This window comes from Pseudomonas guineae, from assembly GCF_900113745.1.
Taxonomy (GTDB): Bacteria; Pseudomonadota; Gammaproteobacteria; order Pseudomonadales; family Pseudomonadaceae; genus Aquipseudomonas; species Aquipseudomonas guineae.
Map to the genome: position 1 here is coordinate 222,787 of NZ_FOQL01000004.1, position 18,548 is coordinate 241,334.

Annotated in this window: 17 protein-coding genes; 9 read left to right on the plus strand and 8 right to left on the minus strand. The window is 59.1% G+C overall.

Annotation, left to right across the window (positions count from 1 at the left end; genetic code table 11):
- Positions 1-9 precede the first annotated feature (9 nt).
- Together BMZ32_RS15275 and BMZ32_RS15280 are read left to right on the plus strand one after the other, a co-directional pair.
- Complete coding sequence (locus tag BMZ32_RS15275; protein ID WP_090243500.1) at positions 10-3,138, plus strand: efflux RND transporter permease subunit; 3,129 nt, start codon at positions 10-12, stop codon at positions 3,136-3,138.
- A 136-nt stretch (positions 3,139-3,274) separates the two neighbouring features.
- A complete protein-coding gene (locus BMZ32_RS15280; protein ID WP_090243502.1) occupies positions 3,275-4,465 on the plus strand; it encodes a multidrug effflux MFS transporter in 1,191 nt (396 codons plus the stop codon).
- On the opposite strand, the gene BMZ32_RS15285 is transcribed toward BMZ32_RS15280, so the two are convergent.
- The 4 genes from BMZ32_RS15285 to BMZ32_RS15300 all read right to left on the minus strand — a co-directional run bounded on the left by BMZ32_RS15285 (position 4,462) and on the right by BMZ32_RS15300 (position 8,060).
- Complete coding sequence (locus BMZ32_RS15285) at positions 4,462-4,641, minus strand: hypothetical protein (protein ID WP_090243504.1); 180 nt, start codon at positions 4,639-4,641, stop codon at positions 4,462-4,464. The two genes, BMZ32_RS15280 and BMZ32_RS15285, sit on opposite strands and share 4 nt — an antisense overlap.
- A 100-nt stretch (positions 4,642-4,741) precedes the next feature.
- Positions 4,742-6,583 carry a PAS domain S-box protein gene (locus BMZ32_RS15290; protein WP_090243506.1) on the minus strand — a complete coding sequence of 614 codons (1,842 nt, stop codon included), beginning with the start codon at positions 6,581-6,583 and terminating at the stop codon, positions 4,742-4,744.
- A gap of 154 nt (positions 6,584-6,737) precedes the next feature.
- Positions 6,738-7,754 carry a zinc-binding alcohol dehydrogenase family protein gene (locus tag BMZ32_RS15295; protein ID WP_090243508.1) on the minus strand — a complete coding sequence of 339 codons (1,017 nt, stop codon included), beginning with the start codon at positions 7,752-7,754 and terminating at the stop codon, positions 6,738-6,740.
- A gap of 12 nt (positions 7,755-7,766) precedes the next feature.
- On the minus strand, positions 7,767-8,060 hold the full coding sequence (locus tag BMZ32_RS15300; protein ID WP_090243510.1) for a putative quinol monooxygenase: 294 nt from the start codon (positions 8,058-8,060) through the stop codon (positions 7,767-7,769).
- Between the two features lie 105 nt (positions 8,061-8,165).
- Here BMZ32_RS15300 and BMZ32_RS15305 point away from each other — a divergent pair, with 105 nt between their 5' ends.
- From BMZ32_RS15305 to BMZ32_RS15335, 7 genes are all read left to right on the plus strand, one after another.
- Positions 8,166-9,083 carry a LysR family transcriptional regulator gene (locus BMZ32_RS15305; RefSeq protein ID WP_090243512.1) on the plus strand — a complete coding sequence of 306 codons (918 nt, stop codon included), beginning with the start codon at positions 8,166-8,168 and terminating at the stop codon, positions 9,081-9,083.
- A gap of 82 nt (positions 9,084-9,165) precedes the next feature.
- The gene (locus BMZ32_RS15310; RefSeq protein ID WP_090243901.1) at positions 9,166-9,552 is read left to right on the plus strand and encodes a DUF2946 domain-containing protein; all 387 of its coding nucleotides are present in this window, start codon (positions 9,166-9,168) and stop codon (positions 9,550-9,552) included.
- Positions 9,553-9,813: 261 nt separating this feature from the next.
- Positions 9,814-10,296: a copper chaperone PCu(A)C gene (locus BMZ32_RS15315; protein ID WP_090243514.1), complete on the plus strand. Its 483-nt coding sequence runs from the start codon at positions 9,814-9,816 to the stop codon at positions 10,294-10,296.
- A 125-nt stretch (positions 10,297-10,421) separates the two neighbouring features.
- Positions 10,422-10,787: a DUF2946 domain-containing protein gene (locus tag BMZ32_RS15320; protein ID WP_090243516.1), complete on the plus strand. Its 366-nt coding sequence runs from the start codon at positions 10,422-10,424 to the stop codon at positions 10,785-10,787.
- A gap of 80 nt (positions 10,788-10,867) precedes the next feature.
- Positions 10,868-12,964: a TonB-dependent copper receptor gene (locus tag BMZ32_RS15325; RefSeq protein ID WP_090243519.1), complete on the plus strand. Its 2,097-nt coding sequence runs from the start codon at positions 10,868-10,870 to the stop codon at positions 12,962-12,964.
- Between the two features lie 200 nt (positions 12,965-13,164).
- On the plus strand, positions 13,165-13,431 hold the full coding sequence (locus BMZ32_RS15330; protein WP_090243520.1) for a PepSY domain-containing protein: 267 nt from the start codon (positions 13,165-13,167) through the stop codon (positions 13,429-13,431).
- Complete coding sequence (locus BMZ32_RS15335) at positions 13,431-13,964, plus strand: cytochrome b/b6 domain-containing protein (RefSeq protein WP_090243522.1); 534 nt, start codon at positions 13,431-13,433, stop codon at positions 13,962-13,964. Before BMZ32_RS15330 ends, BMZ32_RS15335 begins: the two co-directional genes overlap by 1 nt.
- 76 nt (positions 13,965-14,040) lie before the next feature.
- On the opposite strand, the gene BMZ32_RS15340 is transcribed toward BMZ32_RS15335, so the two are convergent.
- The 4 genes from BMZ32_RS15340 to BMZ32_RS15355 form a co-directional block, all read right to left on the minus strand.
- The gene (locus BMZ32_RS15340; RefSeq protein WP_090243524.1) at positions 14,041-14,988 is read right to left on the minus strand and encodes an adenosine deaminase; all 948 of its coding nucleotides are present in this window, start codon (positions 14,986-14,988) and stop codon (positions 14,041-14,043) included.
- Positions 14,989-15,168: 180 nt separating this feature from the next.
- Positions 15,169-16,134 (minus strand): 2-oxoglutarate and iron-dependent oxygenase domain-containing protein, encoded by a 966-nt coding sequence (locus tag BMZ32_RS15345; protein ID WP_090243526.1) that lies wholly within the window; start codon positions 16,132-16,134, stop codon positions 15,169-15,171.
- Between the two features lie 208 nt (positions 16,135-16,342).
- Positions 16,343-17,425: a BMP family ABC transporter substrate-binding protein gene (locus tag BMZ32_RS15350; RefSeq protein ID WP_090243528.1), complete on the minus strand. Its 1,083-nt coding sequence runs from the start codon at positions 17,423-17,425 to the stop codon at positions 16,343-16,345.
- A gap of 196 nt (positions 17,426-17,621) precedes the next feature.
- Positions 17,622-18,548, minus strand: a complete 927-nt coding sequence (locus BMZ32_RS15355; RefSeq protein WP_090243530.1) for an ABC transporter permease — start codon at positions 18,546-18,548, stop codon at positions 17,622-17,624.

Consider the following 18,548-nt stretch of genomic DNA (forward strand, 5'->3'; position numbering starts at 1 on the left):
GCGTCTCAAGTGATCTCACGCTTCTTTATTGATCGCCCGGTATTTGCCGCGGTCATTTCGATCCTTCTCGTGCTGGCCGGCCTTATGGCAATGCGCTCGCTGCCGATTGCTCAGTACCCGCAAATCCTGCCGCCACAAGTGTCGGTCAGTGCCAACTATGCCGGTGCCAGTGCTCAGGTGATTGCCGAAACGGTAGCCGCGCCGCTGGAGCAGTCGATCAACGGCGTGCAGGGCATGATTTACCAGCAGTCCAACTCCGGCGGCAACGCCATGAGCCTGTCGGTGTACTTTGAGGTTGGCACCGATCCCGATCAAGCCACCATCGACGTCAACAACCGAGTGCAGGCTGCCCTGGCTAAATTGCCGGAAGAAGTTCGCCGCCAGGGCGTAAAAGTGCAGAAGAAGTCTTCGGACATCCTGCAGGTGGTCACCCTGTATTCGCCGGATGGCTCGCGTGATCCGGTGTACATCAGCAACTACGCATTGATCAACGTGATCGACGAACTCAAGCGTCTACCTGGTGTGGGCGATGTCAGCCAGTTCGGCTCGAAAGACTACTCCATGCGTATCTGGCTGAGGCCGGACAAGCTGGCGCAGTTCAACCTGACGCCGACCGATGTGGTTAATTCGATCCGTGAGCAAAACTCGCAGTTCGCCGCCGGCAGCTTTGGGCAGCAGCCGCTTAAGCAAGAGCAAGATTTCACCTACACAGTGACTACTCAGGGCCGCTTCACCGACCCGAAAGAATTTGAAAACGTCATTCTGCGTACCGACGACACTGGCGCCAGCCTGCTACTTAAAGATGTGGCGCGGATTGAGTTAGGTGCGCAGGACTACTCGCTGATGACCTCGCTCAACGGTCAGCAGAACGCCGCTTTTGGTGTTTATCTGCAACCGGGTGCGAACGCCCTGGATACAGCCGATGCGGTGAGCGAAACGCTTGCACGACTATCGAAGACCTTCCCCAGTGGCATGACTTACAAGGTGCCGTACGACACTACTACATTTGTCCGCGTGTCGATCGATGAGGTGATCTACACCTTCTTCGAAGCCATGGTGCTGGTGGTGTTGGTGGTGTTCCTCTTCCTGCAGAACTGGCGCGCCACGTTGATCCCGGTGCTGGCGATTCCGGTGTCGTTGATCGGCACATTCGCCGGTATGTACATGCTCGGTTTTTCGATCAACCTGCTGACCTTGTTTGGCATGGTGCTGGCCATCGGTATCGTGGTCGACGATGCCATTGTCGTGATCGAAAACGTTGAGCGAGTAATGGCCACTGACAAGGTCGGCCCGCGCGAGGCGACCATCAAAGCCATGGAGGAAGTAACCGGGCCGATTATCGCTATCGTGCTGGTGCTCTGTGCGGTATTCGTGCCGGTGGGCTTCCTCGGTGGCCTAGCCGGGGAGATGTATAAACAGTTCGCCATCACCATTGCCGTGTCGGTGGTGATTTCCGGCATCGTCGCCCTGACCCTGAGCCCGGCACTCTGTGCCTTGCTGCTCAAGCCTGGGCATCAAGAGCCGGCAGCACCGTTCCGTGCATTCAACCGTGTATTCGACAAGTTGACCGATGGTTACACCGCTGGCGTACGCTTCTTTCTCAAGCGCACGGCAGTGGGGTTGCTGCTGTTTGGCGCGATGATTGCGCTGATGGTGGTGCTATTCAACCGTGTACCGAGCTCCCTGGTGCCCAGTGAGGACCAAGGTTATGTCATCAATGCCTACTTCCTGCCACCGGCTGCCTCGCTCACCCGTACCGAGAAGTTGACGGGTGAGGTGACTCAGCAATTGATGGCGCACCCAGCCGTAAAGGATGTCGTGACCTTTGCTGGTTTCGATATTCTGACGTCGGGCGTGCGTAGCAATGCCGGGGTGTCCTTTGTGCCACTGAAGGACTGGAGCGAACGCACCACGCCTGAGCTGGATGCACGTAACCTGACGCGTGAGTTCATGGGCATGGCCTCGACGCAAAAAGACGGCGTAATGATGAGCTTCAACCCGCCGCCGATCACCGGCATGAGCACCACCGGCGGTTTTGAAGGCTATATCCAGGACCGCAGCGGCGGCAGCACGGCCGATTTGGCGAGCAAGGTGCAGGCCTTCCTTGCCGCCGCCGCCAAGCGTCCAGAGCTGGCTGGGGTGCAGAGCAGCTTCAATGCCAACGTACCGCAGTACTACATCGACCTCGACCGTACGAAGGCCCGTGCCTTGGGCGTACCTGTGAATGATGTGTTCACTGCGATGCAAGCCACATTTGGTAGCTACTACGTCAATGATTTCAGCCTGTATGGCCGCACATTCCAGGTCAGTCTGCAGGCTGAGGCGGAGTTCCGTAGCAAGCCCGAGGACTTGTCCCAGGTCTATGTGCGGGCGGCCAGTGGTGAGTTGGTATCGTTGGCCAGCTTGGTCAAGGTCAAACGTATTCTTGGCCCGGATACCTATGCGCGCTTCAATGTTTACCCGGCAGCGAAGATTCTTGGTGGGCCAGCCCCTGGCTACAGCTCTGGCCAGGCCCTGAGTGTAATCCAGGAAGTGGCGGACGAAGTCCTGGGCAGCGATTACAGCATCGGCTGGACCGGTTCGGCTTTCCAAGAGGTCGCGTCCCAGGGTTCCGGTAGCAGTGCCTTTATATTCGGTCTGATCATGGTATTCCTGATCCTCGCGGCGCAGTACGAGCGCTGGACCTTGCCGCTGGCGGTGGTCACGGCGGTGCCGTTTGCGGTGTTCGGCGCGATCCTCGCGGTATGGTTGCGCGGTATTGAGAACGATCTGTACTTCCAGGTCGGCCTGCTCACCCTGATCGGCTTGGCGGCGAAGAACGCCATCCTGATCGTCGAGTTCGCCGTGCTCAACCGACACAATGGCATGGGCATCTTCGAATCGGCGCTGGAGGCTTCGCGCCTGCGTTTCCGTCCGATCATCATGACGTCGCTGGCCTTTATCCTCGGCGTTGTACCGCTGGCAATCAGCTCCGGCGCAGGCTCGGCCAGCCGTCACTCGATCGGTACCGGGGTGATTGGCGGCATGCTGGCAGCCACCTTCCTGGCGATCTTCCTGATCCCGATGTTCTACCTGCTGGTGGAGTCGCTGGCGGAGAAAATCGGCAAAGGCCGGAAAAAGGCCGAAACGCCGGTTTAATCCTACGCGCCGAGAAAGGGCGGCAGACCTTAGCCCGGATGCAATCCGGGAGCGGTCTGTAAGGATGTGAATGGTCTAGACGTGCTCTGGGCCATTCACGACTGCCCTATCTGCCCTTACTTTCCTGTGGATACCCATGCCGTTACGTCTTTTGTTGATTCTCGGGGCGCTTAGCGCATTCGGGCCGCTGGCCATTGACTTCTATTTGCCGAGTTTCCCGACCCTGGCACGCGTCTTTGCTACCGACGTTGAGCATGTGCAGTTATCGCTCGCCGCCTATTTTGTCGGCCTGGCCATGGGTCAGCTGGCGTACGGCCCGCTGGCTGACCGTTTCGGTAGGCGTAAACCGTTATTGGTCGGGGTGGCGCTGTTCAGCGTGGCGTCGCTGGCGTGTGCGCTGGCGCCGAGTTTGGAGTGGCTAATTGCCGCGCGCTTTGTCCAGGCATTGGGCGGCTGTGCCGGGATGGTGGTATCGCGGGCGGTGGTGCGGGATTTGTGCGATCCAATTAACTCGGCCAAGGTGTTTTCCCAGTTGATGTTGGTGATGGGCTTGGCGCCGATTCTCGCGCCGCTGGCCGGTGGCCTGCTGCTCAGCACGCTGGGTTGGCCGTCGATCTTTATCTGCCTGACGCTGTTTAGCTTTATCTGCCTGCTGGCAGTGGCTAAGTGGTTGCCGGAAACCCTGACCAAGGACGTTCCACCAGCGCCTCTGCGCGGCGCGATAGGTGAGTACAAGCGACTGTTCGCCAACTTGCCGTTTCTCGGTTATGCGCTGACGGGCGGTTTTGCTGTTGCCGGAATGTTTGCCTACATCGCCGGTTCGCCGTTCGTGTTTATCGAGCTGTATGGCATACCTGTCGAGCACTACGGCTTGTTGTTCGGCAGCAATGCCCTCGGCTTTATTGCGGTGGCGCAGCTAAATGCCTGGTTGGTGGCGCGGCATGGGCCGGCTTATTGGCTAGGTAAAACGGTATGGTTCTACCTGGCTTGCGGCCTGGCTCTGTTAATGGTGGCGCTGGCAGAACCGCAGGCCTTGTGGCCATTGCTGATTCCACTGTTTGGCTGCATTGCCTGCTTAGGTATTTTGCTGCCCAACGCTTCGGCCTGTGCCATGGCCGGGCAAGGCCGGCATGCTGGCAGCGCCTCGGCGTTGCTCGGTAGTCTGCAGTTTGTTATCGCCGCCAGTGCCGCTGCCATGGTGGGCGTGCTGCATGACGGCAGTGCATGGCCGGTTGCGGTGGTGATTTTTGCCTGCGGGCTATTGGCCGTAGGGTTTTCCCTGTTTACCCGCTGGGCCGAGCGCAGTCCGAGCCACGTACAGGGTTAACTTGCGACGCGCTGTTGCTCTGCGGGTAAGGCATGCGGTGCGTTTAGGCGGGCTTGCAGGGTCATGACAAACTGGCGGGCTTCTGGCTCGCTGCGGAAGGTGACAGTCTGCTTACCCAGGCGCACTTGCCAGCCGCGACCTGCGGCGGTGTTTACGGGTTGGATCATGACGTTCATGGACGTATCTCCTCTGCAAGAGCACGCAGTCTAGTTGCTAGATATGAACATTCATTGACTTGAAACAAATTCGAGTATGACTGACACACCGTCGGTCAGATCAGTCCATCGTGGTGGCGCTTAACTGCACCGCCAGTCCCGCCAGGCGAGTGAACTCGGTCACCAGGGCAATATCGGCAGTGCTCGGCCGGGCGGACTGCAAGTAGTAGATACCGAAGGTGCCCAGCACCTGGCCGCTATCATCCTTGAATGGCAGTGACCAGCAGGCATGCAGGCCTGCAGCCAGAGCGACGGCCTGGTAATCACGCCAATAGGGGTGCTGGCTGAGGTCTTCGGCGATTACCAGTTCGCCACTCACGGCGGCATGTCCGCATGAGCCAACTTCCAGCTCCGCCTGAATCCCATCGATGGCTTGGCAATACGCTTTCGGCAGGCTGGGTGCTGCGCCAATATGCAGACGCTGATGCTCATCGAGCAGCATGATCGATACACGCATTTGTGGTTGCAGATTTTCCAGGCGCTGGGTGATGCCAGCGAGAATGCTGCGCAGCGGGTGCAGCCCCAGCAGTTCATCGAGTACCGCATTACGCGCCTGTTGCAGTTGTTGGGTCTGATGGCGCTCATGGACATCACGCAGGCTGCCGCTTAGGCCTTGTTCCAGCGCACTGAAATTGAACTGCAACTCAACCCGGCGAGCCAGACCGCTGCGGGTCAGTAGCTGACATTCCAGGCGCAAATTATCCAGATTGCCGCTGAGCAACTCTTGCAGCTTTTGGCTCAGCGGGGGCTGGCCCAGTTCGGGCATAAAACGCTGTAACGGGCTGCCCAGGCTTTGGTGAATAGGGTAACCACTGATCTGCTCCCAGGCTGGATTGAGAAAGGTCAGTTGACCGGTGGCATTGGTGATAAAGACCGCATCACCCAAATGTTCGACCAGCGAGCGGTAGCGGTACTCGCTGACCTGCAGTTCGCCGTCGGTTTTCTTATGCTCAGTGAGGTCGATGTCGACGCAATACAGTTCGAGTTGGTCAAGGCTGTTGCGCAGCATTAAGTGGCTGGAATAGACCCATACCAGGCTGCCGTCTTGGTGTTGTAGCTGAACTTCTGCGGCGGGGATCGGCGGGCCGCCGATCTGCCATAAGTTGATCGCGCTAACCACTGAACCGCGCGCCTGCGGCGGTACGATCAGCTCTTCTAAGCGACGCCCCATCGCCTCATGCACGGCATAGCCATAGAGCTGGGTGCTGGCCTTATTCCAGTAAATGACCCGGCGTTCGCGGTCGTAGCCCTGTACTGCAATACGCGGCGTTTGCTCGAACAATTGGCGAAAGCGTTGCTCACTCTCGCGCAGGGCGCTTTCGTCGCGTTTCTGCAGGCTGATGTCCTGCACGGTGCCGAGAATTTTGCCGTCTTCATTGAGTTCTCCGCGCAGCATCAGCCAAGTAGCTTTCTGCTGTTGAGGTTGAAGCAGGCGGGTGCTGACTAAGAGCGTTGTATTGTCCTCGATCAAGGCCAACAGTGCGCGCTGTACGCTCGCCCGTTCGGCGGGATGAAACCAACTGAGCAACTGTTCAAGGGTCGAGGGTTGGCCGTCATAATCACAGCCTAATAGGCTCAGTGCCTCCTCGCTCCAATGGAAGCCACGGCTGTACTCCCAGCTACCAAGGGCGGCATTGCGTTGGGTTTGTTGCAACACTTTGCTGTTATGGGTGAGCTCATCGAGCAGTTGGCGTTGTGCCCGGCGGTCACGCCAGCTGACCAATAAAATCAGCCCTGTACTGAGCAGAACAAACAGCAGGGCTTTGCCTGTTTGCAGTGCGTACGCCAGTTCGCTGCTGCTAATCAGTTTGTGCAGCAGGTAGTCGCTGCCGAAAATCCACAGGCTACTGAACAGTAGATATATCCCGGCTATTCGCAGCGGGCCTTCAAGGTTGGGTCGCATCCCTTACCGCCAATGGTTGGCTAGGTCAAAAATCGTATGGGTTGTTGCCAGTGATACAGCACAAGGTAATGACCTGATTCTAGCCGAGACTCAGTGAAATGCAGGGTGCAATAAAAGCCTGCCCAGCTCGCACGGATGGCGAGCCGGGCTCTTCTTAGAACCCTTCGAGGACGATCTTACCCTTGGCGGTGCCGCTTTCCAGCAGGCCGTGGGCGCGGCGCAGATTGGCGGCATTGATACTGCCAAAGTGCTCGCCGAGGGTGGTTTTCAGGGTGCCGGCATCGACCAGTTCGGCTACGCGCTCCAGCAGTCGGTGCTGCTCGATCATGTCTGCTGTTTCGAACAATGAGCGGGTGAACATCAGCTCCCAGTGCAACGACAGACTTTTGCCCTTAAGTTGCATGATGTCCAGAGGGGTTTCTGGGTCATCGATCAGCGCTAAGCGGCCTTGTGGTGCCAATGCTTTGACCAGTTGTTCGAAGTGTTTATCGGTCTGGGTCAGGCTGGCAACGTGGGTAACCTGGTCGATGCCGATGCGCTGGAGTTCTTCGCTCAGTGGCTGACGGTGGTCGATGACATGGTGAGCGCCCAGCTCGCGCACCCAAGCTTGGGTTTCGGGGCGTGAAGCGGTGCCGATCACGGTCAGCCCGGTGAGCTGACGCGCCAGTTGTACCAAGATCGAACCCACACCCCCGGCCGCGCCGACTATCAGCAGGCTTTGGCCTTGGTCGGCACTGCCTTGACTGATCTGCAGGCGCTCGAACAGCAACTCCCACGCAGTAATTGCCGTCAGCGGCATGGCGGCTGCTTCGGCAAACGCCAGCTTCTCTGGCATATGACCAACGATGCGTTCATCCACCACATGCAGCTCACTGTTGGCGCCAGCACGGTTAATCGCGCCGGCGTAATACACCCGGTCGCCCGGCTGGAACAGTGTGACCTCGCTGCCCACGGCCTTGACGATACCGCTGGCATCCCAGCCGAGCACCTTAGCGGCGCCAGCTTCGGGCGCTACATTGCGGCGGATTTTAGTATCCACCGGGTTGACCGAAATGGCCCTCACCTCGACCAGCAGGTCGCGTGGACCGGGTGTTGGTTCGGCTAATTGCACATCTTGCAGCGCATCGGCGTGATCGATTGGCAGGGACTGGTAATAGGCGACGGCTTTCATGTGAACGGCTCCTTAAATAATGCGGTGCATAAGTTGATGATCGACCGATTCCAGCAAGCTGCCGCAGGTTTCGACGAAGTGCTTGAAATGCGCGGTCTGCTGGTGAGCGCTAAGGGCTTCGGCGTCCTGCCACTGTTCAACCATGATGAAGCGGTTGGCCTGCTCCTGATGGCTGTGCAGGTTGTATTGCAGGCAACCGGCTTCGGCCTGGCTGAGTGGTACGAGCTGACGCAGGCTGGACTCAACAGCCTCCGCGTAGCCGGGCAGGGCGGTGAGGGTGGCAATAAGGGTGATTGGGCTCGACATACGTGGGCTCCGGTTCAAGAAGTGGCCATGCTCGGTTATTTGATTGACGAGAAAAACAGCCTGCAACTAGAGTCTCTTTCAATATTATTTTGATAATGAGCTGCCATGCTGCGCTTTGATGACCTGCAGTTGTTTGTGCGTACGGCCGAGCTGGGTAATCTCTCGGCGGCTGCGCGACACCTGGATATTTCCCCGGCGGTGGCCAGTGCTGGATTAAAGCGCCTTGAACTGCAACTGCAGGTGCGCCTGTTCAGCCGCTCGACCCGCAGCCTAAGGCTGACGCCTGAGGGGGAGTTATTTCTCGGCCACGCGCGTTTGGCCTTGCAGAGCTTGGAGGATGGCCGCCAGCAACTGGCGGGTAGCAAGGTCGGTATCAGCGGCCTGCTGCAGTTATCAGCGCCCTCGGATTTCGGTCGTAACACACTATTGCCTTGGCTGGATGAGTTTCAGCAGGTGCATCCACAGTTGCAATTACGCCTTTTGCTTGGCGATCGGGTCGCAGACCTGTTTCGCGAGCCGGTAGATATTGCCCTGCGCTATGGCGCCCCTGAGGACTCCAGCCTAGTTGCCTTGCCGGTGGCCGCCGCAAACCGGCGTGTGCTGTGTGCCGCGCCTGACTACCTGCAGCGCCACACCGCCCCAGAAACGATAGAGGCCCTAGCTGAGCATAATTGTCTGCTGTATATGCTGGCTGGGCGGGGGCATGACCGCTGGAGCTTCAGTGATGGCAAACGCGAACAGCACATCAGCGTTAAGGGTGATCGGGTTAGTGACGATGCCGACGTGGTGCGGCGCTGGGCCGTGAGTGGTGCAGGATTGGTTTATAAATCCTGGCTGGATGTCGCCGGTGATGTGCGGGCCGGGCGGCTTAAGGTATTGCTGCCTGAGTGGCGCGGCGAACCTGCACCGCTCAACCTGATTTGCGCGCACCGTGCGCAACTGAGCAAGCCGGTGTTGTTACTGCGCGAGTTTGTCCAGACACGCTGCACTGAGTTGCTGGCGCATGCGCCATGGCCGCATTAGTATTCTCATCAACGTACTGCGGCAATCAACCGCAGCGGTGCAGCGCGAACTGCGCGTGAGAGCAATGCTAGAGTCACGGCCCATGAAATTGACCCGTACTGATCGTCGCTTGCTGGCTTGGATGCTGTATTTCAGCGTCCTGTTCAGTGCGTTCGCCTGCAGTATTGGTCACGGGAAAATGGCTGGTTTGCAACTCAGTGGTCTGAGCAGCCAGTACTGTTCATTCGAGGGTAACTTCGGTGCCGGCGCGGACCTGGACGGTTCCTCTGTGGTGGCGCCTAATCCTGCTACGGGTAGTGGTTGTAGCCTCGCCAGTTTGTTCAGTGCGATTATTCTGGCGGCCTTCTTTGGCGTACTGGGCTTACTGGTGGCCAGCCGTGCGCCGTTACTTGTAACCTTCTTCATTCCCCGGCCTGTCCGCCACCTCTGGCCTTCAGCCAACCCCCGCGCATCCCCTTCGATCTGTTAGCCACCGGGTGCTACGCCCCGGGTATTTGCATGGTTGTTCGGCACGGTCTTTCGTGCAGCAACGTTATTGCTGAGCTATCGGATTCGACTTATGAACCAACACGCCTCTTCATTTTGTAGCGCTGCATGGCGCCGGCCTTTCTATGCGCGGCTGTTGGTGATTACGTTTAGCCAGTGAATTTACGGTGGCGGGATTAGCCCGCGCCAAGTCATCGCCTAACAACGTACGTTTGGACACTCAGTCCATTCCAGGAGGAACACCATGTTTCTAAAGAAGCCCCTACTAATTGCTGCTTTGCTCAGCCCGAGCCTGTTTGTCAGCGCCCATGAGTACAGCGTTGGTGAACTGCACATCGAGCACCCCTGGTCGCGTGAAATGCCACCGGTAGCGCCTACGGCGGCGGCCTATTTCGTGGTGCACAACAAGGGCGGCGAAGCCGACCGCTTGCTCAGCGTGAGCACGCCGCACGCCGCCAAAGCCGAACTGCATGAGCACCTGCATGCCGATGGCGTGATGAAAATGCAGCAGGTACAGAGCGTGATGATTCCTGCCGGCGGTGAAGTGCAATTCGCGCCCATGGGCTACCACGTGATGATGTTTAACCTGCAGCAGCAGGCCAAGGAGGGTGAGCGCTTTCCGCTGACCCTGACTTTCGAGAAGGCCGGCCAGGTAGAAGTGGAGATAGCCGTACATAAGAACGCGCCTGCCAGTGAGTCGGTGCAGGGTGAAGGGCACGCGCACTAAACGCCGCCGCAAACCCCGCTGTGCTGCAGTGGGACTGCCTTGTGATGTTCTCGCGTATTGATGTGTATCCGCCATGCAGTTAAGGCACTTAAGCATAATTGCCGCAGGATTCTAGAGTCGCCGTGATGCCCTGTAACAATCCCCGTTCAGCCCAGCATTGGGCAGCGTGCCTGGCCTTGTTCGCCATGCTGTTGCTCAGTGTCGGGCCGTTGTGGTCACAGCTCAGCCAGCCTGACGAGCCGGCCTGGCTGACTGAGCTAGCCTGTGGCGAACACAGTGGTGACAGCACGCTGAATCATGAGGCGCTGTGGGCCAAGTGCGGCTATTGCACCTTGCTGCTGCACAGTCCTGCCACCGGTTGCGCCAGTCCGTCGCTGGCGGTTGCCAATCCCGCACCGACGGATAGGCATCTTGCACCGGTGCGCAGCGGTGTTGCCCGCGCGGCCATATTCCCCGGTTCGCGCAGCCGCGCCCCGCCTGCTTACTCCTGATCGCCATTGCCCTTGTTATGCCTGCCTGCGCTGTTGAATAGCGCTGATCTGGCTGGTTTTGTCTCGATTTTGGAATAAATATGCTTACTCGCTCGCTGTCTGCCCCCTTTCGTTTGGCGCCGCTGTGTGCCGGTTTACTGCTGGTCGCTCAGGCCCATGCTGCACAAACCACCGCGTCATCGGTGTTGCCACTGCCGCTTATGGTCGTCACGGGCGTGGCCCAACATTCTCCGGTGATGGTGGTGACAGATCCCAAACAGCCGCGTCAGCCGGTGCCTGCTGCCGATGGTGCGGATTTTTTGAAAACCATTCCCGGGTTTAACACCATCCGCAACGGTGGTGCCAACGCTGATCCTTTGTTTCGCGGCATGTTCGGTTCGCGCCTGAATATCCTCAGTGATGGCGGCGTGCTGCTCGGTGCCTGCCCCAATCGCATGGATGCGCCAACCTCCTACCTATCGCCGGAGAACTTCGACCGTCTGACGGTGATCAAGGGGCCACAATCGGTGCTCTGGGGCCCGGGCGCCTCGGCGGCGACGATTCTCTTTGAGCGTGACACACCGCGTTTTGCAACCCTCGGTGGGCGTGTGGATGGCAGCGTATTAGCCGGCTCCAATGGCCGTTTTGATCGTCGTCTGGATGCGACGGCGGGCGGCAGTCAGGGCTATGTCCGCGTGCTCGGCAACAGCGCACAGGCCGATGATTATGAGGACGGCAATGGCGACAGCGTGCCCTCGCGTTGGCAGAAATGGAACAGTGATGTACTGCTCGGTTGGACGCCGAATGACGACACCCTGATCGAACTCAGCGCCGGCCGAGGTGATGGTGAAGCGCGTTATGCCGGGCGCGGCATGGATGGCAGCCAGTTCCTGCGTGAAAACCTCGGCCTGCGCGTGCGGCTGGAAAATCTTGGCGAGGTGTTCCGAGGCCTCGAAGGGCAGGTGTATTACAACTACGCCGACCACGTGATGGACAACTTCAGCCTGCGCAGCCTAAATCCGCAGGACGTTATGGCCATGATGCGCAACCCCATGGCCAGTAATGTTGATCGTCGCACCTTGGGCGGTCGTTTGGTGGGCACGTGGACCTGGCAGGCGGTCGAGCTTAAGGCTGGCGTTGATGCCCAACGCAACGAACACCGCAAGCGCGCCTCCACATTTATGATGGGGCGTTATACCGACTACGACCAATTCAACTGGGATAAAGATGCTGAGTTTCACAACTACGGCCTGTTCGGTGAATTGACCTGGCAGGTCAGCGAGCGTGAGCGCTGGGTCACCGGCGCACGCCTGGACCGTGCCTCGGTCAAGGATTACCGGCAAACCCTCGGCAGCGGCATGACCTTGCGTGCCAACCCCACGGCCGATGAAACCCGCAGTGACACGCTGCCCAGCGGTTTTGTGCGTTACGAGCAGGACCTGCAACGTCTGCCGGCCACCTGGTATGCGGGCCTTGGCCACACCCAGCGCTTCCCCGACTATTGGGAGTTGTTCTCCGCCAGCCCCGGGCCAATTGGTTTCGTGCAACCGATGGAAAATCTAGAGCCCGAGAAAACCACCCAGCTGGATATCGGTATCAACTACCGCCGCGCAAAACTCGAAGCCTGGGCCTCGGTCTATGCCGGGCAAGTGCGTGATTACATCCTGTTCAGCTACGGACCAGGGATGATGCCGGGGCATGTGCGTTCGCAAGCCAGCAATATCGACGCGCGGATCATGGGGGGCGAGCTGGGCATGAGTTATCGCCTGGACAGCAACTGGAAAACCGATACCAGCCTCGCCTATGCCTGGGGCAAGAACAGCTCCGATGATCGCCCGCTGGGGCAAACGCCGCCGCTGGAAGCACGTTTGGGCTTGGCTTATGAGCGCAGTGATTGGAGCGCTGGCGCTCTATGGCGTGTGGTCGCGGCGCAGAACCGGGTGGATGAGGGCAAGGGCAACGTGGTCGGCAAAGACTTCGATACAAGCAGCGGTTTTGCCGTGTTCTCGCTCAATGCCGCCTACCGCCTGACACCCGAGGTCAAGCTCAGCGCCGGCGTGGATAACCTGTTCGACAAGGCTTACAGCGAGCACCTGAACCTGGCCGGTAATGCCGGGTTCGGCTTTTCCGCGGATGACCCGCAAGCCTTTAACGAACCGGGCCGCACGCTGTGGACCAAGGTGGACTTTAGCTTCTGATCTTGATGTGTGCGCCGCCCGGCAGCGGGCGGCGCCGCTTCGTTGTGCGAACCGCACGGGCCGCTCTGTCCTGTACAGCCGTGGCCCGTGCGGTTTTTTCTGGGCCAGGGAAAAGATTTGCAGGGCTTAAGCAGTCTTTAAGCTTCGCCGAGCACTGTGTGTACGCAGACGTTAATCCACTCTCTCGAAAGGAACATCTCATGCGCAAATTACTCCTGCTGTCCCTGGTGCTTGCCAGCCCGTTGACCTTCGCTGCGACCCAGTGCACCACCGCTGATAAAGCGCAGTGGCAGGATCAGGACGCGTTCCAGGCTGACCTCAAGGCCCAAGGTTACGAGATCAAGAAGTTCAAAGTGACCAGCGGCAACTGCTACGAAATCTACGGCTTCAACAAAGACGGCCAGAAGGTTGAAATCTACTTCGATCCGGTCACCGGCAAGGTCATCAAAGGTGGCGTTGAAGGCTAATGAACACACCGACCCTACGCCTGTGGGACCCCGTCGTCAGGCTGTTTCATTGGTCCTTGGCGGGCGCTTTTCTGGCGAATTACTTCTTCACCGAAGAGGGTGAAAACTGGCACCGCTGGTTAGGTTATTACGCTGTAGCCTGGCTAGCGATTCGTCTGGTGTGGGGTTTTGTGGGGTCACCGGCAGCGCGTTGGGCAGACTTTTGGCCGACCCGTGCACGGTTGGCTGAGCACATACGGGCACTCGTTAGTGGCCGTGATTACCACCGCATGGGGCATTCCCCACTCGGTGGCCTGGTCATGATTGGCATGATGCTGTTGATGCTCGGCCTGGGCGTGACCGGCTTCCTGATGGAGGAGGTCGATTACTTCTGGGGTGCCGATCTACCGCTGGAAATTCATGAATTCTGTGCCAATGCGCTGATGGCCCTGGTGGGCCTGCATATCGCGGCGGCGCTGTTTGAAAGCTATCGGCTGAAGGAAAACCTGCCGTTGTCGATGGTGACGGGCAAGCGCTGCAAGCTTGATCCGTAAGTTACCGAATATGCTCGGCAGTACCGTATAAAAAATAGCCCGGCGAATGCCGGGCTATTTTTTTGCCATACGTGCCTTAAACCAGGCGCGCATCCAGGCTGTTCTGCGCCAGGCGCTTGGCCTGTTCCTGAGTCATGCCCAGGCTTGCATGCAGCGCAGCAAAGTTCTCGGTGACGTAGCCGCCGAAGTAGGCCGGGTCGTCCGAGTTCACCGTAACCTTCACCCCGCGTTCGAGCATCTGCAGAATGTTGTGTTGGCGCATGTCGTCGAACACGCAGAGTTTGGTGTTGGACAGCGGGCACACGGTCAGCGGGATCTGCTCATCGATGATGCGCTGCATCAGCCGCTCATCCTCAATGGCGCGTACACCGTGGTCGATGCGCTGAATTTTCAGCAGGTCCAGGGCTTCCCAGATGTACTCGGGTGGGCCTTCTTCGCCGGCGTGAGCCACGGTCAGGTAACCCTCGCTGCGCGCTTTGTCGAATACCCGCTGGAACTTGCTCGGCGGATGGCCCATCTCCGAGCTGTCCAGGCCGACGGCGATAAACGCATCGCGGAATGGCACGGCCTGCTCCAGGGTTTTGAACGCTTCTTCCTCGGACAGATGCCGCAAAAAGCTCAAGATCAAGCCGTGGCTGATGCCCAGTTGTTTCTCGCCATCCACCAGCGCCTGCTTGATGCCGCGCAGCACCACTTCAAAGGGTATGCCCCGGTCGGTGTGGGTCTGTGGGTCGAAGAACGGCTCGGTATGGATAACGTTCTGTTCCTTGCACTTGAGCAGGTAGGCCCAGGTCAGGTCGTAGAAGTCCTGCTCGTGACGCAATACGTTGGCGCCCGCATAGTAGAGGTCGAGAAACTCCTGCAGGTTATTGAACGCGTAGGCACTGCGCAGCGCTTCGACGTCGTTCCAGGGCAGGGCGATTTTGTTGCGCTCGGCCAGGGCAAACAGCAGCTCGGGTTCGAGTGAACCTTCCAAGTGCAGATGCAATTCGGCTTTGGGCAGGGCGTTGAGCCAGTCGTACATGGTCAGTTCTCGTTATCAGGCGTAATCGCGGACAAGTTTAACCGCTTGGTCAGATTTCGCCGAATCGGCCTATGTAGGGTGGACATCGCTTTTTATGTCCACCAAGCGGGCTGCGTGGCACCGCAGTCGGTGGATGGAAAAAGCGTCATCCACCCTACAGGCTACGGGAAGCCTCAGCTATCAACCCTGCTGTTCTTCCCGTCGATACGCATAGGTGTCGGCAAAGCGCGACAGCAGGTACTCGGCGCTGGTTACGGACGGATACTTGGGCAGGTTGGCGGCGTCCGAGCAGTTGGGTAGGCAGCTGATTTCTGTGTCTGGGTGGGGCTCGGCGAAAAATGGCATGGAGTAGCGGTCCACGCCTAGCGGGCTGATCACCCGGTGCGGGGTCGAGGTATAACGGTCGTTGCTCCAGCGCGCGAGCATGTCGCCGATATTGACCACAAAGCTGCCGGCAATCGGTGGTGCATCAATCCAGTCGCCGTCGCGGGCGCGCACCTGCAAACCACCGGCGTCGTCTTGATAGAGCAGGGTAATACAGCCGTAATCAGTGTGTTCCCCGGCGCCTTGCTGCTCAGTGCTGCTGCCCGTGTGGCGCGGCGGGTAGTGAATCATGCGCAGCACGCTGATGGGCTCATGAAAGCGCGTGTCAAAGAAGTCGCGGTCGATATTCAGGGCCAAGGTCATGGCGCGTAGCAGGGTGTTGGCCAGCGCTTGCATATCGCTGTAGTGCTGCTCCATCAGTTCTTCCCAGCCGGGCAGCTGTGGGTGACGGTTAGACCCGCGCAGCGGTTTGCCGGCCAGTACCTCAGGGTGCTCGGCGGGCATATGGAAACCCATGTCGAAGGTTTCCTTCAGGTCGCTCGGCTTGCTTGGGTCCAGTTGCTCAGTGGCAATCGCCCCGTAGCCGCGATGGTGGGCGGTCTGGGTGATGTCGATCTTGAGCTTTTCTGCGGCCGGCAGGGCGAAGAAGGTTTTGGCGGCAGTCAGCAGCTCGTTGATACGTGCCGGGCTGATGGGGTGCCCGGTGATGTAGAAGAAGCCCCACTCGCGGCAAGCGCGGTCGATCTGTTCGGCCACAGCAGGCCAAGCGGATTCGTCGGTATTGTAGAGGGGAGCGATGTCGATAATCGGTAGGCTGTGCATAGAGGCTCCGGGTGGGGGCATGCTGCGAGTCTTCTCGTACCCAGGGCAGCGAAAAAGGACGATGCCCAGTTAAGGCATCACCCCTCTGATGCGGTTCTACTCCGAGGCAGGGACGGCATCGGTGATTGCTGAAAACTATCGCCGCTAAAGCGGATCGCCGCCCGGCCGCTCCCACACGGTGGGAGCGGCGTTAGCCGCGATTTCCAGCTTACTTCGGCAGTTCAGCCTTTACGTTTTCCACGTAGTAGTTCATCGAAGCCAACTCGGCGTTGGTCGCCGCAACACCAGCCGGAATCTTTTCTACGCCGCTCTGATCCTTGATCGGCCCGGTGAACGGGTGGAAGGCACCGCTCTTGATGTCCGCAATGATCTGCTCGGCCTCAGCTTTAACGTCAGCCGGTACCAGGTCGCTGATCGGCAAGCGGATAGTGTCTTCAGCCAGACCACCCCAGAAATCCTGAGACTTCCAGGTGCCGTCGATCACCGCTTGAGTTGATTTGACGTAGTGCGGGCCCCAGTCGTTAACGATCGAGGTGAGCACGGCTTTTGGCCCGAAGTGCGCCATGTCCGAGGCGTAGCCCACCGAGTAGACGCCGCGACGCTCGGCCGTCTGGATCGGTGCTGGGCTGTCGGTGTGCTGGAACACCACGTCCACGCCTTGGTCGATCAGCGCGTTAGCCGCGTCTGATTCTTTACCCGGATCGAACCAGGAGTTGACCCACACCACTTTGATTTCGCTGCCTGGGTTGTACTTGTCCAGTGCCAGCTGAATGGCGTTGATGTCGCGGATTACTTCCGGGATCGGGAAGGAGGCGACGTAACCGATTTTCTTGGTTTTGGTCATCTTCGCCGCGAGGAAGCCGCCAACATAACGGCCTTCATAAGAGCGCGACAGGTAGGTGGCAGTGTTCTTGTCCTGCTTGTAGCCGGTGGCGTGTTCGAAGGTGACGTTGGGGAACTGCTTGGCCACTTTCAGCGTTGGGTTCATGTAGCCGAAGGAGGTGGTGAAGATCAGATCAAAGCCACCCTTGGCCATGTTGCGGATAACGCGCTCGGCGTCTGCGCCTTCTGGCACGTTTTCCACGTAGCTGGTTTCGACCTTGTCGCCGAGTTCCTTGATCACCGCTTGGCGACCCTGCTCATGCTGGTAAGTCCAGCCATGGTCGCCAATTGGGCCGATATAGACAAAGCCAACCTTCAAAGGGTCAGCGGCGGATGCGCCCAAGGTGGCGCTAAAACCAAGGGCGGCAACGAGGGCGCGCAGCAGCGGTTTTTTGCTCTTCTTCTGCATGGTCAATGAAACTCCAGTGTGTGTTGGGATGGCCGGTTAAACAGCTACAGGTTGGATTGCAAAAAGCTGACCAACTGGACAATTAGGGCGTAATGCCGCGGTATTACGCAGAACCCCGCCGGAGCGGGGTTCTGCGGTGGTGCTGTGCTGGTGCGTAAGGTGCAGGTCGTGCTGCCTGCTGGTGCGTAGGCGTGGATCAGTGCCCAGGCTGCCAGGGCTTGCCTAGCGAGACAGGGGCGAACAGACGGGTTTTGATCGCGTCGCGCGAGAGCAGTACCAGCACCAGAATCGTCGCGACATACGGCAGCATCGCCAGCAGGTTGGACGGGATCGACAGGCCGATACCCTGGGCGACCAAATGGATGATGCTGGCCAGGCCGAACAGGTAGGCGCCGAGCAATACACGCAGTACCCGCCAGCTGGCGAACACCACCAGGGCGAGGGCGATCCAGCCGCGTCCGGCGGTCATGTTCTCTGCCCACATCGGTGTGTAAGCCAGCGACAGATAGCCGCCCGCCAAACCGGCCATCGCTCCGCCGAACAGCACGGCCAGGGTGCGTACGCGCAGCACCGGCAGGCCCATGGCACTGGCCGCATCGGGGTTTTCGCCAACGGCCTGGATGATCAGGCCGATGCGGCTTTTCAGTATCACCCAGGCTACTAGGCCGAACAGGGCGAAGGACAGGTACACCAGCACATCCTGGTCGAACAGCATGCGCCCGATCAGCGGAATCTCGCTAAGCAGCGGAATGGCGATTGGCTCGAAACCGGCCAATGGTTTGCCGACCCAGGCCGCGCCAACAAAGGTCGACAGGCCGACGCCAAAAATAGTCAAGGCCAGCCCGGTGGCGACCTGATTAGCGTTAAAACCCAAGGCGACGGCGGCGAACAGCATCGATAGCAACATGCCGGCACTCATCGCCAGCAGCACGCCGAGCCACAGGTTGCCGGTGGACAGGGCGACGATAAAGCCGATCACCGCGCCAAACAGCATCATGCCTTCCTGGCCGAGGTTGAGTACGCCGCTCTTCTCGCACACCAGTTCACCCAGCGCCACCAGCAACAGCGGCGTACCGGTGCGCACCATGGCGTAGAAGATATTGCTTAACAGGTCGAGATCCAT

Excerpts from the sequence above, each read along its gene's own strand:
- BMZ32_RS15280 (WP_090243502.1), top strand. The coding sequence starts at position 3,275 with ATGCCGTTACGTCTTTTGTTGATTCTCGGGGCGCTTAGCGCATTCGGG.
- BMZ32_RS15295 (WP_090243508.1), bottom strand. The coding sequence starts at position 7,754 with ATGAAAGCCGTCGCCTATTACCAGTCCCTGCCAATCGATCACGCCGAT.
- BMZ32_RS15330 (WP_090243520.1), top strand. The coding sequence starts at position 13,165 with ATGCGCAAATTACTCCTGCTGTCCCTGGTGCTTGCCAGCCCGTTGACC.
- BMZ32_RS15355 (WP_090243530.1), bottom strand. The coding sequence starts at position 18,548 with ATGGATCTCGACCTGTTAAGCAATATCTTCTACGCCATGGTGCGCACC.
- BMZ32_RS15310 (WP_090243901.1), top strand. The coding sequence starts at position 9,166 with ATGAAATTGACCCGTACTGATCGTCGCTTGCTGGCTTGGATGCTGTAT.
- BMZ32_RS15340 (WP_090243524.1), bottom strand. The coding sequence starts at position 14,988 with ATGTACGACTGGCTCAACGCCCTGCCCAAAGCCGAATTGCATCTGCAC.
- BMZ32_RS15350 (WP_090243528.1), bottom strand. The coding sequence starts at position 17,425 with ATGCAGAAGAAGAGCAAAAAACCGCTGCTGCGCGCCCTCGTTGCCGCC.
- BMZ32_RS15320 (WP_090243516.1), top strand. The coding sequence starts at position 10,422 with ATGCCCTGTAACAATCCCCGTTCAGCCCAGCATTGGGCAGCGTGCCTG.
- BMZ32_RS15345 (WP_090243526.1), bottom strand. The coding sequence starts at position 16,134 with ATGCACAGCCTACCGATTATCGACATCGCTCCCCTCTACAATACCGAC.
- BMZ32_RS15305 (WP_090243512.1), top strand. The coding sequence starts at position 8,166 with ATGCTGCGCTTTGATGACCTGCAGTTGTTTGTGCGTACGGCCGAGCTG.
- BMZ32_RS15335 (WP_090243522.1), top strand. The coding sequence starts at position 13,431 with ATGAACACACCGACCCTACGCCTGTGGGACCCCGTCGTCAGGCTGTTT.
- BMZ32_RS15325 (WP_090243519.1), top strand. The coding sequence starts at position 10,868 with ATGCTTACTCGCTCGCTGTCTGCCCCCTTTCGTTTGGCGCCGCTGTGT.
- BMZ32_RS15290 (WP_090243506.1), bottom strand. The coding sequence starts at position 6,583 with ATGCGACCCAACCTTGAAGGCCCGCTGCGAATAGCCGGGATATATCTA.
- BMZ32_RS15285 (WP_090243504.1), bottom strand. The coding sequence starts at position 4,641 with ATGAACGTCATGATCCAACCCGTAAACACCGCCGCAGGTCGCGGCTGG.
- BMZ32_RS15300 (WP_090243510.1), bottom strand. The coding sequence starts at position 8,060 with ATGTCGAGCCCAATCACCCTTATTGCCACCCTCACCGCCCTGCCCGGC.
- BMZ32_RS15315 (WP_090243514.1), top strand. The coding sequence starts at position 9,814 with ATGTTTCTAAAGAAGCCCCTACTAATTGCTGCTTTGCTCAGCCCGAGC.